Here is an 18,317-nt window from a genome sequence, read left to right on the forward strand (position 1 = left end):
AAATGGTAGCAACAGTAGTAAATGTACAGGTGAAAAACGAGGAGAAAATCGAGACTGCACCAAAGAAAGTAGTATTTGATACGAAAAACTTAAATTTATGGTACGGAGAAGACCATGCTTTAAAAGATATTAACTTAAGCATTCATGAGAATGAAGTTACAGCAATTATCGGGCCAAGTGGTTGTGGTAAATCAACGTACTTAAAAACATTAAATCGTATGGTAGAGTTAGTGCCAATTGTGCGAACTACAGGTGTAATTGAATATAGAGAGCGCAATATATTTGATAAATCATACCCAGTTGAAGAATTAAGAACTCATGTGGGAATGGTGTTCCAAAAGCCAAATCCATTTCCAAAATCTATTTATGAAAATGTAGCATATGGCCCGAAAATTCATGGTATTCGTGATAAGAAAACATTGGATGAAATTGTTGAAAAAAGTTTACGTGGAGCAGCGATTTGGGATGAGTTAAAAGATCGTTTGCATGATAATGCATACGGTTTATCTGGTGGGCAGCAACAGCGTTTATGTATCGCACGTTGTTTAGCAATTGAACCAGACGTTATTTTAATGGATGAGCCAACATCAGCACTAGATCCAATTTCAACATTAAAAGTAGAAGAATTAATTCAAGAGTTAAAGAAAGACTTTAGTATTGTTATCGTAACGCATAACATGCAACAAGCAGCACGTATTTCAGACAAAACTGCTTTCTTCTTAAGTGGAGAAGTTGTGGAATATACAGATACAAATAAATTATTTACAACACCTTCAGATAAGCGTACAGAAGATTATATTACAGGCCGATTCGGTTGATATCTTTGCAAGGATAAGAGTAAATACCCTCTTAACAGAGGGTATTTCTTATTTTTACCTCATTTAATTAGAGAAGTAATACTTCTCCTATCTTAACACTTATTACAAGTAGGATAGGTAGGAGATCTATATATAATGGCACATAATATTGAGGGGGAAGAAACAATGGTAAGAGAACAATTCCAATGTGATTTAAAAATGTTACAGCAAAAGGTGATTGAGCTTGGAGAGCTTGCGAGGGAAGCTTTATTGCTTGCTATGGAAGGTCTTCATAAAAGGGATGTAGAGAAAGCGTTAGAGGTAATAGATGGTGATTATCGTATGGATAATTTAGAAGAGGAAATAAATGATCTTGCGCTTATGCTTATTACGAAGCAGCAACCTGTAGCGAGTGATTTAAGAAGGATTTTCATTTCAATTAAAACAGCGACAGATTTAGAGCGTATTGCAGATCATGCAGTTAATATTGCGAAATCAACAATTCGTCTTGGGGAAAAAGAAGTGGCTATTAGTTTGCACAATCTTGATGAAATGTTTGCAATTGCAAATAAGATGTTACAGTTAGCGTTAGAAGCGTATGAGCAAGAAAATTTAACTTTTGCAAAACAAATTGCTGAAATGGATGATTCAGTTGATGAAATATATGGGAAAGCGATTCGTGAATTTATATCTTCAGTTCCAGAGCAACCAGAAGCAATCACACAAATTACACAATTATCGTTTGTAGCGAGATATATTGAGCGTGTAGCAGACCATATTACAAATATTGCAGAAAATGTTTTTTATTTAGTAAAAGGAAAGCATTACTTATTAAATGAATAAAGAAAAAAAGCAGGTGAAACATCACCTGCTTTTTTTAGTCAAAACATGACAAAAAAAGCTCGTTGTTTCCTTTAGTTTATGATGATAAGATGTATCATAATGTAATGGAAAAAATAGGACATATATATTATTCATTTAATAAGTAATACTTTATCGAGTTAATCGTAAGCGCTTTCTTTTATGGGGGTTTAAAGGTACATGTATATAGGGAGTTTTACCTCCTGTCAAAGCCCGATTGGTCAGGGGTAATAATCAGTGGGAGATGAAGCAAAATTCCTACTAATTAAAGTTTCATTTTATACTGCTAGTTAATGCGGGGTAGATAATATACATATCGTATATGAAGTTACTGAACATTATATAAGTGGAGGCTGAAGTATATGAAGGGGGTTATTTTAGCTGGAGGAAAAGGACGACGCCTTAGACCATTAACATGTAATACTCCAAAGCCGATGTTGCCATTATTAGAAAAGCCAGTTTTGGAATACAATATTGAATTATTACGTCAGCATGGTATTCGTGAGATTGCAATTACTGTTCAGTATATGAGTACAGCCATTAAGCAATATTTTGGTGACGGTAGCAAATGGGGCGTTAACTTGTACTACTTTGAAGACTCTCCACCGCTTGGAACCGCAGGGAGTATTAAACAAGCGGAAAAATTTTTAGATGAAACGTTTGTTGTCATAAGCGGGGATGCGTTAACTGATTTTCAATTATCAGAAGGAATTATGTTTCATGAACAAAAGAAAAGAATGGTAACTATGTTTGCAAAGGAAGTAGAAAACCCACTCTCATTCGGTTTAGTTGTAATGAACAAAGAACAAGAGGTTACACGATATATAGAAAAACCGAGCTGGAATGAAGTAGTCTCTAATATTGTGAATACAGGTATATATATTATGGAGCCAGAAATTTTTTCTTACATACCGCCCCGAGAATTTTTTGATTTCAGTCAAGATGTGTTTCCATTATTGGCAAATAAGAACGCGTTATTTGCATATTTATCAGAAGGTTATTGGTTAGATATCGGTACATTTGATCAATATCGACAAGCACAATTTGATTTGTTAACGAAAAAATTGCAAGTACCTATTCCTTATACGGAAGTATTGCCGATGGTATGGATGGGAGAAGGTGTGACGATTGGAAAAGGAACGAAAATTCACGGCCCTTCTTTTATTGGAGAAGGAGCAAAGATTGGTGCTGGAGCTGTAATTGAGCCGTACTCTATTATCGGGAAAAATAGTATTGTTTCAAGTTATTCTCATCTTCAAAAAAGTATTGTTTTTGCAAATGCGCACATTGGGCAGTATTGCGAGCTATTAGAAACGACAATAGGAGAGCATACAATGGTGGAAGATGACGTTACACTGTTTCAAAAAAGCATTGTAGCGGATCATTGTCATATAGGGAAAAGTACTGTAATTAAGCAAAAGGGAAAACTATGGCCATATAAGGCGATTGACAGCTATTCGGTAGTAGGATCGGCTGGTGTTCAAGAAAGTGAAAAGAGCGCAGGGTGGTTGCAAAAAAGCCGCATTGTAGGAAGAGGTAATGTTGAGATCACTCCTCAATTTATTGTAAAGGTTGCGATGGCGTATGGATCTCTTTTTGCCAAAGGAGAAAGTATATTAATCGGGAGTCAAGAACATATAGAAACGACTTCTTATAAAAATCTCTTTCTGCATGCGATTCATGGTATCGGGGTTCATACGATGGAATGCAAAGAGATGAATGAGTCGCTTTTTCAGTATAGTATTCAGGATTTGCAATGTGCAGGTGGGGTTTTCATTCAAGTGGAAAATGAAAAAGAGGTTGTTATAAAGTTGTATGGTAAGGATGGGGTACAATTAACGTATAAGCAGCAAAAAGCGATAGAACAAGTATATATGTCTGAGTCGTTTTATTATGTATGTGAGAAGGAAATGGGACGGAATAAGCTAGTCCACGTTTCTTTACATGATTATATAGATGCTGTACTAGAACGCATTGATATTGAGAAAATACAAAAACAGAAATTTCACCTTCTTATTAATAAAAGAAATGATATGTTACAACATTTACTTATGCTCTTTTTGCAAAGGCTTGGATGCACAGTTACGTGGATTTATGCGGGTGAACAAAAGGATCATGTGAAAGCCTTGATGAAATCAAGTAAAGCAAATATGGCACTTATGTTTTCGGAGCAAGGAAATTATTTCGAGTTATATGATAATCATAGTAATATTTACCAGGGGACAGATTTTGAAGAGGTAGATATTCCAGATTTATTACTTGAATCGACAGGAAATATTTATCCAATGTCTTTGAAATTAGGAGAATGTTACCTTCTATTTTATACGCAGGATGAAAAGAAGTCGTTTCAAGCGAGGTGGAAGAGAGATATTTTATATCGAATAGGAAAATTATTTGAGCTCATAGCAATGCAAGGAAAAACATTTCTCAGCATAGTAGAGCAATCGCCTCCGCTTTATTTACTTTGCGATGAAGTTGTATGTTCATGGAATGAAAAAGGGAAAGTGATGAGGAAATTATTGGCTGATATGGAAAGAAAGGAAGAAGGTATATTTGAAGGAGTACAGTTCAAATATACCGAAAAAGAGTGGTCTTATATCGTTTCTGACACAAAACAACCGAAATTTTTAGTGTATTCGCATGCTAGAAACCCAGTGATAGCAAGGGAAAACATGAAAAATCTTATAGAAAAAATTAGACAATATCAAAAGGTGTAGAATTTTTATTTTAAAAGTGGTATTATAGTATAGTCTGATTTAAGTTATTAGTACTGGAGGGAAATAAGAATGCGTGTGAATATTACTCTAGCATGTACAGAATGCGGAGATCGTAACTATATCTCAAAGAAAAACAAACGTAACAACGCTGAGCGTATCGAGCTTAAAAAGTATTGCAAGCGTGACAAGAAGTCTACGTTACACCGTGAAACAAAGTAAGCAGTAGGAATATTTTCCTACTGTTTCTTTTTTTATTCGATTCCTCTGTTAAAAATGATACACTATCATCGTAGAGAAAAGTATCACTGTGAGGGGGAAAATGTGTGAGAGAAGAGAAACTACGTTTGCGTAAACAAATAATAGAGCACATGAATTCTTTATCAGAAGAACGGTATACAACTTTATCAGAACAAATTGCATTTTCGTTGTATGCGCAAAAAGAGTGGGCTGAAGCTAAAATAATCGGAATCACTCTCTCAATGGAAAATGAAGTGAATACATATCCTATTATCGAAAAAGCTTGGGAAGAGGGAAAGAAAGTTGTTGTTCCGAAATGTAATAAAGGAACACGAACAATGTCTTTCCGACAAATTAGTAATTTTGATCAACTAGAAACAGTGTATATGAATTTACGTGAACCAATTCCAGCGCTTACGGAAGAAGTAAATGCAGATGAAATCGATCTTCAAATCGTGCCCGGCGTAGCTTATACAGAGCGAGGAGAACGGATTGGATATGGCGGTGGCTATTATGACCGTTATCTCGTGCATTATAAAGGGAAAACGCTATCATTAGCTTATAGTTTTCAAATGGTAGAACATATTCCAGTAGAGCCGTTTGATAAAAATGTAGAAAGAATTATTACAGAAAAAGGAACAATGGTTAAAAATGGGCTTGTATAGACAAATAAAAATTGACGAGACTTTTTCTTCTTGATTATAATAAAATATGTGAACGTTTTCTTATTATAATTTTTTATAGTAAGTGAGCATAGAGGGTGATGAAATGGTATCTATTTATGATATTCAGCAATTGCTAAAGAAATTTGGTACGATTATTTATACCGGTGATCGAATTGCAGATTTACAATTAATGCAAGATGAATTGCGTGAATTAAATCAATCACAGCTAATCGATCCACAAGACTATCAAACAGCTTTATTTTTATTGAAGCAAGAAATTCAAAAAGAGCTAAATAAGAATTAGATAAAGGTAGGTAAGCAACATGGAAGAGAAATGGTTAGTTGGTGTTGACCTTGGTGGTACAACGATTAAATTAGCATTTATTAATGTGTACGGTGAAATTTTACATAAGTGGGAAATCCCTACGAATACAAATGAGCAAGGAAAACATATTACGCTTGATGTAGCAAAAGCTATTGATAAAAAGTTAGAAGAGTTAGGTGAATTAAAAAGTAAGTTGATCGGTATTGGTATGGGAGCTCCTGGTCCCGTACACGTGGCGTCTGGAATGATCTATGAAGCGGTTAATTTAGGATGGAAAAACTATCCGTTAAAAGATTTATTAGAAGTAGAAACAGGATTACCTGTTGTTATTGATAATGATGCAAACTTAGCAGCGCTTGGTGAAATGTGGAAAGGTGCTGGTGAAGGAGCAAAAGATTTAATTTGTATGACACTTGGCACTGGTGTTGGTGGTGGTGTAATCGCCAATGGTGAGATTGTGCACGGCGTAAGCGGAGCTGCTGGTGAGATTGGACATATTACAGTTGTTACAGAGAATGCTTTTCCATGTAATTGCGGGAAGTCAGGTTGCTTAGAAACTGTAGCATCTGCAACGGGTATTGTGCGTGTTGCAATGCAAAAAATACAAGAGACTGATAAAGAAAGTATGCTACGTTCTATGTTAGCAGAAGAAGGACGTATTACATCAAAAGACGTATTTGAAGCACATGGACAAGGTGATGAACTAGCAGGCGAAGTAGTAGAAAAAGTAGCTTCTTATTTAGGATTAGCTGTAGCGAACCTTTCTAGCACGTTGAACCCAGAGAAAATCGTTATTGGCGGAGGCGTTTCTAAAGCTGGGGATGCACTATTAGAGCCAATTCAACGTTATTTCGAGCAATATGCTTTCTCACGTGCTGTAAAAAGCACGAAGTTAGCTATCGCAACACTTGGTAATGATGCAGGTGTTATCGGAGGAGCTTGGCTTGTAAAAAAGCACAAATACGAAGCGAAGATGATATAAGTTGTGAACTATGAAAAGAGGAAGGGGAAACCCTTCCTCTTTTTGTGTGAAATCTTGATGAAGAATAACATGTAAATGAATTAAGCTGCTGGTGGGTACCCGTTATATAGAACAGTCATGATCGTAAACCATCCGAAAACGAGTACAGTTGCAATTGCAAAGCCGCCTGCGAAAAAGTTTTTTTCACGAAGTGTTCTAAGCGTAGCAAATACAGCTAACAGAGTGACTAGCGCAAAAATAATAACAAGGCCCATACAATATCCTCCTCTGTCTACCCATTCCTTAATATGAGTTTTTGGAATATTTACTCTTTTATATTGTACATGTTTTAAAAATGATTGTCGAGATAGCATCCTTTCTTTTCCTAAGAGAAAAAAATGTTGTATCATTGAAAGTAAGTTTAATAATTGGAGGAGATTTTCATATGAAATGGATACAAATGCCGTTAGGCCCATTACAAACGAATGCTTATATTTTAACGAATGATCAAAAAGAGTGTATTATCTTTGATCCTGGTCACGAAGGAGAGAAGCTCGTTACATATTTACAAGAAGAACAATTAAAGCCACTGGCTGTTTTATTAACACATGCTCACTTTGATCATATTGGTGCTGTTGATGCGGTAAGAGATGCTTTCCATATTCCTGTGTATGTACATAAAGAAGAAGCTGATTGGTTAGGTGATGCAACTGTAAATGGCTCTCAAATTTTTATGATGAATCGCAGCATTACAGCAAAACCAGCAGATCATATTATTGATGCAGAAGGTGCATTAGTAATCGGTGCATTTAATTTTGAGATTTTTGAGACGCCAGGACATTCTCCAGGTAGTATTTCTTATTATTGTAAAGAGGCGAATGCTGTATTTTCTGGAGATGTATTGTTCCAGATGAGTATCGGAAGAACAGATTTACCTGGTGGGAGTTTTGCTGAATTGATTGGAAGTATTGAAGAAAAATTATTTGTATTACCAGATGAAACAGCGGTGCTATGTGGACATGGCCCAGAAACAAGCATTGGTTTTGAAAAAGAAAATAATCCATTTTTACAGTAAGGAGCTAGTATGGAGATGGAGCTCATTTTAAAAGAATGGATGGGGAAAGAGAAGGATTATTCAATTTCATACAGCACATATATGAACCTCGCATTATACGCAGAGGAACATGGATATTATATGAAAGAACGTGAAAAAATCGGAAGGCAAGGGGATTTTTTTACAAGTAGCAACGTATCCTCTGTTTTTGCAAAAACTTTTGCTAAGTTTTTTATTCGTCTTGTTGAAAATGGTGAAGTCGCTCCGAATATTTGTGAGATTGGTGGGGGAACAGGAAGGTTTGCCTATGATGTTTTACAAGAGTGGAAGCAATTATCTCCAGAAACCTTTATGGATTTAAACTATTCAATGATTGAAATGAGCCCTTTTCATAGGAACTTACAGCAGAAAAATCTTTGTTCGTTTTCTAATGTGTCGTATTATACGTCGCATAGTGAAATGGGAGAATCGTTCGAAGGGATTCTTTTTTCGAATGAGTTATTTGATGCGTTTCCTGTTGAAGTAATTGAGAAGAGAAATGGAATATTGTATGAAGTACGTGTTACGTACACAGAGGAAGGCAACCTTACAGAAGTATGTAGACCGTTACAGAAAAGCATTGGTCGATACTTATTGAAATATAATATTCATCTTGCTGAAGGTCAGCGTTTTGAAGTGCCAATTGCGATGGAAGAATATATAAAAGAAATTGCGAAATGGTTTCAACGAGGTGTATGTATTACAGTTGATTATGGATATACAAAAGAAGAATGGATGCACCCTGCACATCAAGAAGGAAGTTTACGAGGGTACTACGAGCATAAGTTAATCCGCAATCCTTTAGTGCATCCAGGTGAAATGGATCTTACTACTCATATTCATTGGGACGAACTGAAAGAGATGTTTAGCCTGCAAGGTATGCATACAGTATGGCATAAGAAACAATCTGAATTTTTGTTAGCAGCAGGAATATTAGATCAGCTTACGGGTCACCAAGATAGAAATCCTTTTTCTGAAACTCAAAAACAAAATCGTGCAGTTCGTTCTATGATTTTGAGCGGAGGATTAGGGAGTGCATTTGATGTTGTTATACATACGAAACATATGCAACAGTTACAATTGAATCGGTATTTGAAAATATAAAAAAACAAGACACAGCATATTTCTGTGTCTTGTTTTTTAATACGACTTATGTAGCATTATATATTTCCTCTCATGATATATATTTATATTAAAGATATGAGATGAAAAATATAGAATACGTCCTTTTTCTCTGTTTATGAGTCCCTAACCCAATAGTACGCGAACGAGTTGAATAATTGTCTCGTTTTCTACTTTGTAATAAATTTCTAATCCTTTTCTTTCACTTGAAACGATTTTAGCACTTTTTAACTTTGCTAAATGCTGTGAAATTGTAGATTGTGGCATGTTTAAGCCAGTGTACATTGTAGAAACGTTGCTTGGACCACGTTCAATTAATCCTTTTACAATACATAAGCGAACAGGATGAGCAAGTACTTTCAATAATTCTGCATTGCTTTCATATAGTTCAATTTCTTTTTGAAAGGTTTCTAACATGTTCTTTTCCACCTCCGTGTGAGCTGTTATACCATACTATACATACCAAAAAATTAAAGAAAAGAAAACAGTTGTTGCAGAAAAAAAGTCCTAAAGTAAAGAAATTGTAAGAAAAGAGACCCTGATGTAAATAAAGTAGATAATTTAGCACGGTTTTGTAAAATGACAATTTTGGGTGAAAATTTAGATGCATTTTAAAAATTGAAAGATATAGATATATTTGTAACACAATCTTACCATGATTTTCTTATTCTTTCAAATGAATATACAAAATTTTTAAAATAATATGACAAAGGAATTATAATGATATATATAGAATATAAAACAGGTTAAAAGAAAAGAAAATGTTTGAGTTTAGCTGATAAATTTTAGAATGATTAAGCTGTTGGTTATTTATTCTAGAGTTCATCGTTTATCAACTTTAAAAATCTGTGGTTCCATATATTCTCATAAAAATCAATTGTCTCTTTTGCGGACATAAAGGGATTATGTAACGTAGAGGTCGCTTTCTGTACCATGAAGTTTTCGTACCCTAGTCCATGTGAAAATTTAATCGTAGCATCCATACAGTACTCTGTGTGGGCACCACAAAATTCAATACGATGTACAGATAATTGTTCTAAAATCTTTTTTAAGTTTGTTTTATAAAATGAATTGGCATGTGTTTTTCTTACAAAAAAATCTTGTTCCTGAACATCTAGATCAGTATGAATAGCCCAAAGATCTTTTTCAGGTACTAAATCATCATCACAATGTTGAACGAAAAGAATCGGTTTATTTGATTTTCTGTATGGAGAAATTCTTTTATTTACTTTTGTAAGTAGATTTTGTAAGTCGATAACGATTAAAACATCTGCACAAGTATCCATTATTTTTGCCCCTTTATTTACTTTTTAATATATCAATTAATTCATTACTTGGAAATAGATGGTGCTCTCTCGTTTTTTATGAACTATACGAAAAGTAAAAAATATACTAAACAGCATAAAAAAGAAGATATGAAAACTTAATTTCATATCTTCTTTTCGCTCTATGCATTTACAGGTTCTTCTACATAAGAAAGGGCGTTTTCAAAATCGGATATTAAATCGTCAACATTTTCAAGGCCGACGGATAACCGAAGTAAGGAATTAGAAATCCCTCTTTCATCACGAGCTTCTTGCGACAGTGCTGCATGTGACATTTTAGCCGGATAGGAGAGAATTGATTCGACGGCTCCTAAACTAACCGCAAAGACAGGTAATTTTACTTTTGATAAAAATTGGCGGAGTGCGTCTTCTGATTGTAAAGTGAAAGATAGGACAGCTCCGGCTGATGTAGCTTGAGATTGTTGAATATCAAATCCAAGGTGTGTTTGTAAGCCAGGATAATAGACATTTTGAACTTTAGCGTGCTCTTGTAAATAGTGTGCAATTTTATTGGCGTTAGTAGCTGAATGCTCAAGACGTACATGCAATGTTTTTAGACCGCGAAGTACGAGAGAACAATCTTGAGGACCTAAAATAGCGCCGAATGCATTTTGTAAAAATCCAAGTTTTTGAGCGAGTTCGGCATCTTTTACAACCGCTAATCCGGCAGTAACATCACTATGACCAGCAATGAATTTTGTGGCACTATGAAGAACGACATCGGCGCCAAGATCAAGTGGCTTCTGGAATAGTGGTGTCAAAAATGTATTATCAACAAAAGTAAGGGCGTCAATAGATTTTGCAAGTGTAGAAACAGCACGAATATCTGTCACTTTTAAAAGTGGATTAGAGGGTGTTTCCACATAAAAGAGTTTTGTATTTGACTTAATGTTTTGCTTTATTTCTTCTAAATTGGTCATATCAACAAATGTATGTGAAACACCGTAACGGGAGAGAACTTCAGTTATAATTCGATAAGTGCCTCCGTATACGTCTTCTGAAATGAGTACGTGATCGCCTTGTGAAAGGAGGAGGAATGCAGTAGAAATCGCTGCAATTCCTGATGCGAAGGCAAATCCTTTTGTTCCGCCTTCTAATAAAGTAATGATATCTTCAAGAGCCTCACGAGTTGGATTACCAGATCGGCTATAATCATATTTCCCGAACGTATCTACATCAAACTGGTGGAATGTTGATGTGTTATAAATGGGAACGTTAACAGCTCCTGTTTGTGAGTCATGTTTATATTGGTTGTGCAATAAGAGTGTGTCTATAGAATAACTCATATTCTTACACCTTCTTTTACAAGTGTAATGGCTTGCTTTAAGTCTTGAATTAAATCGTTACTATTTTCAATGCCAACGGAAAATCGAAGAAGACGATTGCATACACCGTTTGCTGTTCTGATTTCTTCAGGAATATCAGCGTGTGTTTGCGTTGCTGGATATGTCATTAAACTTTCAACACCACCAAGACTCTCGGCGAATGTAATTAAGGATAAAGATTGTAAGAATGGATTGATCCATGTTTCATCTTTCAGACGAAATGAGATCATGCCGCCTCTTCCAGGATAAAATACATCTGTGACCCCGTCTTCATCATTTAAATAAGCGACAACAGCTTTTGCATTTTCTTCATGTTGTCTCATACGAAGCGCTAACGTTTTCATACCACGAATTAATAGCCATGAGTCAAATGGGCTTAAGACCGCACCAGAGGCATTATGGTAATGAGCGATTTCCTCACAAAGTTCCTTTCCTTTTGCAACAACAAGTCCGCTTAGGACATCGTTATGTCCTCCTAAATATTTCGTTGCGCTGTGAAGTACAATGTCAGCACCTTCTGTTAATGGTTGCTGTATATAAGGCGTGTAGAATGTGTTGTCTACAATAAGAAGTAGTCCGTGTCTTTTCGCTACAGTTGCGACAGCGGCAATATCAGTAACTTGCATTAATGGATTAGTTGGAGTTTCTATGAAAATAGCTTTCGTTTCAGTTGTGATAGCTTGCTCAATTTGTTTAATAGATTGTGTATTTACGTATCTACATCGAACGTCCCACTTTTTTTCATGCTCAGAAAATAATCGATAAGTCCCGCCGTATAAATCTTCAGATACAATAAGTTCGTCTCCAGAACGGAATAGCGAAAGGACGAGGAGAACAGCTGCCATCCCTGAACTACAGGCATAACCTTGTTCACCGTATTCTAAGTCTGCAATTGCCTGCTCTAAAAGACCACGAGTTGGATTTCCAGTTCGCGAATAATCAAAGCCAGTAGATTTACCAATTCCTTCGTGACGATAAGCAGTTGAGAAATAAACAGGTGGGTTAACAGTTCCTGTTGTAGTTTCGCTCCGGTTTCCGATTTGTGCTAGTCTTGTTTCAATAGTTGACATGTAAAAACTCCTCCTTTTTAAATTAACAATTAAGTGAATGTAAAATAAAAAAAGCCTTCTAAGAAGAAGGCTTTCGGTTTGAATAGAGTCTTCTTCTCATCTGTCAAATCTTTCACAATTTGCTGGAATTAGCACCTTATTAACAAATGTTAATGGTTGCTGAGGCGTCATAGGGCCAGTCCCTCTACCTCTCTAGATAAGAATGTTCGTATGAAATTTTATTATGTTTTTAACTTTACAACAAAAGATAATTGAATTGCAACTTTATTTTAAATAATTTTTATTTTTCCGCAAGTGTCATTGACTTTTGTATTTGTGCGTGCTAAATTTATTAAAAAATTAACAAACATTGTTAAAAGGGGAACGCATTTCCTTTTAGCTACATAAATAAAATAATAAAGACAAACTCTTATTGAGAGCGGTGGAGGGAAAGGCCCTGTGAAACCCGGCAACCTTCAAACGAAATGTTTGAAACGGTGCTAATACCTGCAAAACGATTGTTTTGCATAATAAGAGGAGGAACGATTATGTCCCCCTCTTCAAAGTGAAGAGGGGGTTTTTATATTGATAGAAATGAGGGAGATTTGTGAAATTACTAGATTTATTATCAAAAGGAATTGTAATAGGTGATGGTGCGGTTGGGACGTTATTACATTCACATGGTTTGCAAAGTAGTTTTGAAGAATTGAACATATCTGATCCAGATTTAATTATATCGATTCATAAGCAATATGTAGCTGCTGGGGCAGATGTAATTCAAACAAATACGTACGGAGCAAATGAAGCAAAATTACGTATGTATGGTTTAGAAAATCAAGTTACTGAAATTAATAGAGCGGCAGTAAAATTGGCGAAAGCATCTGTGACAGATAGAAATGCAATTTTAGGAACAATTGGCGGTATGAAACATATCGGAGCTGTTACAACGACTGATATGGAGCGAGAATTTATGTTACTGGAACAGGCAAGTGCATTACTAGAAGAACAGGTTGATGGACTGCTATTAGAGACTTTCTATGATGAGTTTGAATTACTTCATGCTGTTCAGGTGCTACGAAAACAAACGAATATTCCAATTGTAGCTCAATTAGCGTTACATGAGGCAGGTACGACTCAAAATGGAAATGATGTAAATGAAATTTTAAAACAGCTTTTAGATTACGGTGCAAATGTTGTTGGATTGAACTGCCAACTAGGGCCACTTCATATGACGGAAGCTTTTAAAATGATATCGATTCCGCAAAATGGCTACTTGTCAGCATATCCAAATGCAGGCCTTCCCAATTATGTGGAGGGACGTTACGTATATGAGGGAAGTCCAGCTTATTTCGAAGCGATGACGCCGAAGTTTATTGAGCAAGGTATTCGGTTATTGGGTGGTTGTTGTGGCACGACTCCAGAACATATTGAAAGTATGAAACGTGCAATTGCAAATGTTACGCCTGTAATAGAAAAGGATACGATTCAAAGACCGAAAGTAGTTCATACACACGAGAAACGTTCGAAAGCTCATGTCACTTTAGCAGAGAAAGCTAAGAAACAAACGACAGTAGTAGTGGAATTAGATCCACCGAAAACGTTAGATACGCAGCGTTTTTTTGAAGGAGCAAGGGCATTGAAAAGATCTGGGGCAGATGCTATTACTCTAGCAGATAATTCATTAGCATCTCCTCGCATTTCGAATATGGCAATGGGGGCACTATTAACGAAGCACGATATTCCGGTATTGACTCATTTAACGTGTAGAGACCATAACGTCATCGGACTACAATCTCATTTACTAGGCTTATCAGCGTTAGGTATGGAAGAAGTGTTAGCTTTAACTGGTGATCCAGCACGCGTCGGTGATTTTCCAGGTGCCACTTCTGTATATGATTTGTCCTCTATTGAGCTCATTAAAATGATTAAAGAAATGAATGATGGGCGCTCGATTTTAGGGAAATCAATAGGTCCTGCAACACGGTTTTCAGTGGGAGGGGCGTTTAATCCACATGTAAGACATTTAAAAGCAGCGGTTAAGCGAATGGAACGGAAAATAGAAGCGGGAGCGGAATATTTTTTAACTCAGCCAATTTACGATATCGCGTTAATTGAAGAAGTGTATGAAGCGACAAAGCATTTGGAACAACCTATTTTTATTGGGATTATGCCATTAATAAGTAAAAGGAATGCAGATTTCCTTCATTTTGAGGTGCCGGGTATTACTCTACCTGAAGAAATAAGGGAAAGAATGGATGGACATGAAACGAAAGAGGCAGCAATTGAGGAAGGGATTCGCATTTCACAAGAATTGATCGATGCGGCGATGAAATATTTTAACGGCATTTATCTTATTACACCATTTCTAAAATATGAAATTACAGAACACCTTGTTAAATATGTGAGAGAAAAGCAAGAAGTGAAAGAAGGTATTAACTGATGAAATGTATAGAAGAAAAATTACAAAATAACATCTTAATATTAGATGGTGCAATGGGAACAATGATCCAGCAAGAGGACTTAACTGCGGAAGATTTCGGAGGAGAAGAGTACGAAGGTTGTAATGAATATTTAGTAGAAACAAGGCCTGATGTTATTTTAAAGATTCATAAAGCTTATATTGAAGCTGGAGCGGATATTATTGAAACAAATACATTTGGGGCGACAAATATTGTATTAAGTGATTATGAGTTGTCTCATTTAGACGAGAAACTAAATGAGAAGGCAGCACGTTTAGCGAAGCAAGCGGTCAACGAAAGTGGGAAGGAAGTATATGTTGCGGGAGCAATGGGGCCGACAACGAAAGCGATTAGTGTTACTGGTGGTGTGACGTTTGAAGAATTAATTGAAGCCTATACACGGCAGGCAAGAGGATTATTGAAGGGAGAAGTTGATGTATTACTAGTTGAGACGAGTCAAGATATGCGTAACGTGAAGGCTGCTTATATTGGAATTCAAGCAGCTTTTGACGAACTAAATAAAATTGTACCTATCATGATTTCAGGAACAATTGAACCGATGGGAACGACTCTGGCTGGGCAAACAATTGAGGCTTTTTACTTATCAATAGAACATATGAAGCCATTATCTGTTGGGTTAAACTGTGCGACTGGTCCGGAGTTTATGAGAGACCATATTCGTTCACTATCTGATTTGTCGGAGTGTTACATTTCTTGTTATCCAAATGCAGGTCTTCCTGATGAAGATGGACATTATCATGAATCGCCATCTTCTCTCGCTGAAAAAGTGAAGCGATTTGCTGAAGAAGGATGGGTTAATATTATCGGTGGTTGTTGTGGTACAACACCAGAACATATAAAAGCAATGAAATCCGCGTTAGCTTCTCTTAAGCCGCGTGAACACCATGAAAGAGCTGGACACGGGGTTAGTGGATTAGAGGCACTTCAATATGATGACTCTATGAGACCGTTATTTGTTGGTGAAAGAACAAACGTTATTGGATCACGTAAATTTAAACGATTAGTAGCAGAAGGGAAATTTGAAGAGGCTGCTGAAGTCGCAAGAGCGCAAGTGAAGAAAAATGCTCATATTATCGATATTTGTATGGCAGATCCTGATCGCGATGAAATAGAAGATATGGAAAACTTCTTGGCAGAAGTTACGAAAGTATTAAAAGTACCGATTATGATTGATTCAACAGATGAAAAGGTGATGGAGCGAGCTCTTACTTATATTCAAGGAAAAGCTGTTATTAATTCAATTAATTTAGAAGATGGAGAAGAACGGTTTAAAAAAGTGACACCGCTTCTTCGTAAATATGGTGCTGCAATTGTAGTTGGAACAATCGATGAAGACGGTATGGCAGTAAGTGCGGAAAGAAAACTCGAAATTGCGAAAAGAAGTTATGAGTTATTAACGACGAAATATGGTATACGCCCGTCAGATATTATTTTTGATGCACTTGTATTTCCAGTAGGTACAGGCGATGAAGAATATATTGGCTCTGCGGCAGCGACGATAGAAGGAATTCGCCTTATTAAAGAAGCATTACCAGAGTGTTTAACGATTTTAGGTGTAAGTAACATATCATTTGGTTTACCACCAGCTGGACGCGAAGTATTAAATTCCGTCTTTTTATATCATGCAACGAAAGCAGGATTAGATTACGCGATTGTGAATACGGAAAAATTAGAACGGTATGCGTCAATTCCAGAGGAAGAAAAACGTCTTGCAGATGCATTGCTTTTTGAAACGACGCAAGGGACGTTGGAAGAATTCACAAACTTCTATCGCGTGGCAAAAAAGAAAGATATTGTTATCCAAGAAACATTGACTCTTGATGAGCGACTAGCAAATTACATTGTAGAAGGTACGAAACAAGGCTTACAAGAAGATTTGAGTCTCGCACTTACAGAAGGAAGAAAACCTTTGGATATTATTAATGGCCCACTTATGACAGGAATGGATGAGGTGGGACGATTATTTAATAATAATGAGCTTATCGTTGCTGAAGTATTGCAAAGTGCTGAAAGTATGAAAGCTGCCGTAAGCTATTTAGAGCCACATATGGAATCTAGCGATAGTGCGAAAAAAGGGAAAGTATTATTAGCGACTGTTAAAGGTGACGTCCATGATATTGGGAAAAACCTCGTTGAAATTATTTTATCGAATAACGGATATGAGATTATTAATTTAGGAATCAATGTTCGCTCAGATCGAATTGTGCAAGAAGTACAAGAAAAGAATCCTGACATTATTGGTCTTTCTGGTTTATTAGTAAAATCAGCGCAACAAATGGTAACGACTGCTGAAGATTTAAAAGCGGCAAATATTGATATTCCAATTGTTGTAGGCGGGGCAGCGTTAACGAGAAAATTTACAGATAATCGTATTTCACCATCATATAAAGGACTCGTATGTTATGCGAGTGATGCGATGACTGGTCTTGATATTATTAATAAGCTTCAAAAAGAAGAAGAGCGTGAGAAGATGAAACAAGATAAAAAAGAACGTCATCTTCATATCGTAAAAAAAGAGGAGAAAAAAGTAGAAATTCCAGAAGTAATTGAGCCATTAGCGAAGGCAGAGGTTATGATACCTGATTCAACAAAACGAATTGTATTACGTGATATTCCAGCCCTTCATCTCGCTCCATTTTTAAATAGACAAATGCTACTTGGGCATCACCTTGGATTAAAAGGAAATGTGAAGAAGCTTCTGCGAGAGGGAGATAAAAGAGCGCATGAATTAAACGACTTAATAGACGAGTTATTGCAGGAAGGACAAACTTGGTTAAAACCGAAAGCGGTGTATCAATTTTTCCCAGCACAAAGCGACGGACAAAATATTGTAATATATGATCCAGAAGATCATACGCGTGTTATAGAGCGTTTCACATTCCCAAGACAAGGAAAAGCGCCATATCGTACTTTAGGTGATTATTTGCGGCCGGTTGGAGATGAGATGGACTATGTTGCTTTCCTATCTGTTACGGTTGGGGAAGGCGTTCGGGATATTGCTGAAGAGTGGAAAGCGAAGGGTGATTATTTACGCAGTCATGCTATTCAATCGTTAGCGCTTGAGCTAGCAGAAGGACTTGCTGAAAAAACACATATGCTCATTCGTGATCGCTGGGGCATTCCAGATTCACCAGAACTGACGATGGAAGAACGCTTCCGTACGAAATATAGAGGGATACGCGTGTCCTTCGGTTATCCAGCATGTCCAGAACTTGCGGATCAAGAAAAGTTATTTCGCCTTATTCATCCAGAAGAAATAGGTATTTCATTAACGGAAGGATTTATGATGGAGCCAGAAGCATCTGTAACGGCTATGGTATTTTCTCACCCTGAGGCAAGATATTTTAGTGTATTATAGTG

General features: G+C 36.4%; 16 protein-coding genes and 2 riboswitches. Of the genes, 11 read left to right on the forward strand and 5 right to left on the reverse strand.

Annotated features, from left to right (window positions below):
• Positions 1–2 precede the first annotated feature (2 nt).
• From pstB to glcK, 7 genes are all read left to right on the forward strand, one after another.
• Entirely contained in the window at positions 3–818 is an 816-nt protein-coding gene (gene pstB, locus FS742_RS12235; RefSeq protein ID WP_000226681.1) for a phosphate ABC transporter ATP-binding protein, read from the forward strand.
• Between the two features lie 165 nt (positions 819–983).
• The gene (phoU, locus tag FS742_RS12240) at positions 984–1,640 is read left to right on the forward strand and encodes a phosphate signaling complex protein PhoU (protein WP_144612922.1); all 657 of its coding nucleotides are present in this window, start codon (positions 984–986) and stop codon (positions 1,638–1,640) included.
• Positions 1,641–2,020: 380 nt separating this feature from the next.
• A complete protein-coding gene (locus FS742_RS12245; protein ID WP_144612591.1) occupies positions 2,021–4,375 on the forward strand; it encodes a sugar phosphate nucleotidyltransferase in 2,355 nt (784 codons plus the stop codon).
• A gap of 69 nt (positions 4,376–4,444) precedes the next feature.
• On the forward strand, positions 4,445–4,594 hold the full coding sequence (rpmG, locus tag FS742_RS12250; RefSeq protein ID WP_001265616.1) for a 50S ribosomal protein L33: 150 nt from the start codon (positions 4,445–4,447) through the stop codon (positions 4,592–4,594).
• Positions 4,595–4,698: 104 nt separating this feature from the next.
• Entirely contained in the window at positions 4,699–5,277 is a 579-nt protein-coding gene (locus tag FS742_RS12255) for a 5-formyltetrahydrofolate cyclo-ligase (RefSeq protein ID WP_144612593.1), read from the forward strand.
• A gap of 103 nt (positions 5,278–5,380) precedes the next feature.
• Positions 5,381–5,581 (forward strand): YqgQ family protein, encoded by a 201-nt coding sequence (locus tag FS742_RS12260; RefSeq protein ID WP_000253699.1) that lies wholly within the window; start codon positions 5,381–5,383, stop codon positions 5,579–5,581.
• Between the two features lie 19 nt (positions 5,582–5,600).
• Complete coding sequence (glcK, locus tag FS742_RS12265; RefSeq protein WP_002173469.1) at positions 5,601–6,584, forward strand: glucokinase; 984 nt, start codon at positions 5,601–5,603, stop codon at positions 6,582–6,584.
• Positions 6,585–6,664: 80 nt separating this feature from the next.
• Here glcK and FS742_RS12270 read toward each other — a convergent pair whose 3' ends face one another.
• Positions 6,665–6,838, reverse strand: a complete 174-nt coding sequence (locus FS742_RS12270; protein ID WP_000524846.1) for a DUF2759 domain-containing protein — start codon at positions 6,836–6,838, stop codon at positions 6,665–6,667.
• Positions 6,839–7,008: 170 nt separating this feature from the next.
• Here FS742_RS12270 and FS742_RS12275 point away from each other — a divergent pair, with 170 nt between their 5' ends.
• Complete coding sequence (locus FS742_RS12275; RefSeq protein ID WP_144612595.1) at positions 7,009–7,638, forward strand: MBL fold metallo-hydrolase; 630 nt, start codon at positions 7,009–7,011, stop codon at positions 7,636–7,638.
• Between the two features lie 9 nt (positions 7,639–7,647).
• A complete protein-coding gene (locus tag FS742_RS12280; RefSeq protein WP_144612596.1) occupies positions 7,648–8,760 on the forward strand; it encodes a class I SAM-dependent methyltransferase in 1,113 nt (370 codons plus the stop codon).
• Positions 8,761–8,904: 144 nt separating this feature from the next.
• Here FS742_RS12280 and FS742_RS12285 read toward each other — a convergent pair whose 3' ends face one another.
• The 4 genes from FS742_RS12285 to metI form a co-directional block, all read right to left on the reverse strand.
• Positions 8,905–9,195 carry an ArsR/SmtB family transcription factor gene (locus FS742_RS12285; RefSeq protein WP_000894375.1) on the reverse strand — a complete coding sequence of 97 codons (291 nt, stop codon included), beginning with the start codon at positions 9,193–9,195 and terminating at the stop codon, positions 8,905–8,907.
• 398 nt (positions 9,196–9,593) lie between these two features.
• Entirely contained in the window at positions 9,594–10,064 is a 471-nt protein-coding gene (locus FS742_RS12290; protein ID WP_144612598.1) for a cysteine hydrolase family protein, read from the reverse strand.
• Positions 10,065–10,225: 161 nt separating this feature from the next.
• Positions 10,226–11,389: a cystathionine beta-lyase gene (metC, locus tag FS742_RS12295; RefSeq protein WP_144612600.1), complete on the reverse strand. Its 1,164-nt coding sequence runs from the start codon at positions 11,387–11,389 to the stop codon at positions 10,226–10,228.
• The gene (gene metI / locus FS742_RS12300; protein ID WP_144612602.1) at positions 11,386–12,498 is read right to left on the reverse strand and encodes a cystathionine gamma-synthase/O-acetylhomoserine thiolyase; all 1,113 of its coding nucleotides are present in this window, start codon (positions 12,496–12,498) and stop codon (positions 11,386–11,388) included. Before metI ends, metC begins: the two co-directional genes overlap by 4 nt.
• A gap of 93 nt (positions 12,499–12,591) precedes the next feature.
• Positions 12,592–12,701: riboswitch (SAM riboswitch) on the reverse strand.
• Positions 12,702–12,904: 203 nt separating this feature from the next.
• A riboswitch (SAM riboswitch) is annotated at positions 12,905–13,014 on the forward strand.
• 70 nt (positions 13,015–13,084) lie between these two features.
• Between metI and FS742_RS12305 the strand changes: the two genes are divergently transcribed.
• Entirely contained in the window at positions 13,085–14,917 is a 1,833-nt protein-coding gene (locus FS742_RS12305) for a bifunctional homocysteine S-methyltransferase/methylenetetrahydrofolate reductase (RefSeq protein ID WP_144612603.1), read from the forward strand.
• Entirely contained in the window at positions 14,917–18,315 is a 3,399-nt protein-coding gene (gene metH / locus FS742_RS12310) for a methionine synthase (protein ID WP_144612605.1), read from the forward strand. Before FS742_RS12305 ends, metH begins: the two co-directional genes overlap by 1 nt.
• Positions 18,316–18,317: the final 2 nt, after the last annotated feature.

Source organism: Bacillus cereus (assembly GCF_007678085.1).
Taxonomy (GTDB): Bacteria; Bacillota; Bacilli; order Bacillales; family Bacillaceae_G; genus Bacillus_A; species Bacillus_A cereus_BE.

Excerpts from the sequence above, each read along its gene's own strand:
- phoU (WP_144612922.1), top strand. The coding sequence starts at position 984 with ATGGTAAGAGAACAATTCCAATGTGATTTAAAAATGTTACAGCAAAAG.
- rpmG (WP_001265616.1), top strand. The coding sequence starts at position 4,445 with ATGCGTGTGAATATTACTCTAGCATGTACAGAATGCGGAGATCGTAAC.
- metI (WP_144612602.1), bottom strand. The coding sequence starts at position 12,498 with ATGTCAACTATTGAAACAAGACTAGCACAAATCGGAAACCGGAGCGAA.
- FS742_RS12285 (WP_000894375.1), bottom strand. The coding sequence starts at position 9,195 with ATGTTAGAAACCTTTCAAAAAGAAATTGAACTATATGAAAGCAATGCA.
- FS742_RS12290 (WP_144612598.1), bottom strand. The coding sequence starts at position 10,064 with ATGGATACTTGTGCAGATGTTTTAATCGTTATCGACTTACAAAATCTA.
- FS742_RS12275 (WP_144612595.1), top strand. The coding sequence starts at position 7,009 with ATGAAATGGATACAAATGCCGTTAGGCCCATTACAAACGAATGCTTAT.
- metH (WP_144612605.1), top strand. The coding sequence starts at position 14,917 with ATGAAATGTATAGAAGAAAAATTACAAAATAACATCTTAATATTAGAT.
- FS742_RS12260 (WP_000253699.1), top strand. The coding sequence starts at position 5,381 with ATGGTATCTATTTATGATATTCAGCAATTGCTAAAGAAATTTGGTACG.
- metC (WP_144612600.1), bottom strand. The coding sequence starts at position 11,389 with ATGAGTTATTCTATAGACACACTCTTATTGCACAACCAATATAAACAT.
- FS742_RS12270 (WP_000524846.1), bottom strand. The coding sequence starts at position 6,838 with ATGGGCCTTGTTATTATTTTTGCGCTAGTCACTCTGTTAGCTGTATTT.
- pstB (WP_000226681.1), top strand. The coding sequence starts at position 3 with ATGGTAGCAACAGTAGTAAATGTACAGGTGAAAAACGAGGAGAAAATC.
- FS742_RS12245 (WP_144612591.1), top strand. The coding sequence starts at position 2,021 with ATGAAGGGGGTTATTTTAGCTGGAGGAAAAGGACGACGCCTTAGACCA.
- glcK (WP_002173469.1), top strand. The coding sequence starts at position 5,601 with ATGGAAGAGAAATGGTTAGTTGGTGTTGACCTTGGTGGTACAACGATT.
- FS742_RS12280 (WP_144612596.1), top strand. The coding sequence starts at position 7,648 with ATGGAGATGGAGCTCATTTTAAAAGAATGGATGGGGAAAGAGAAGGAT.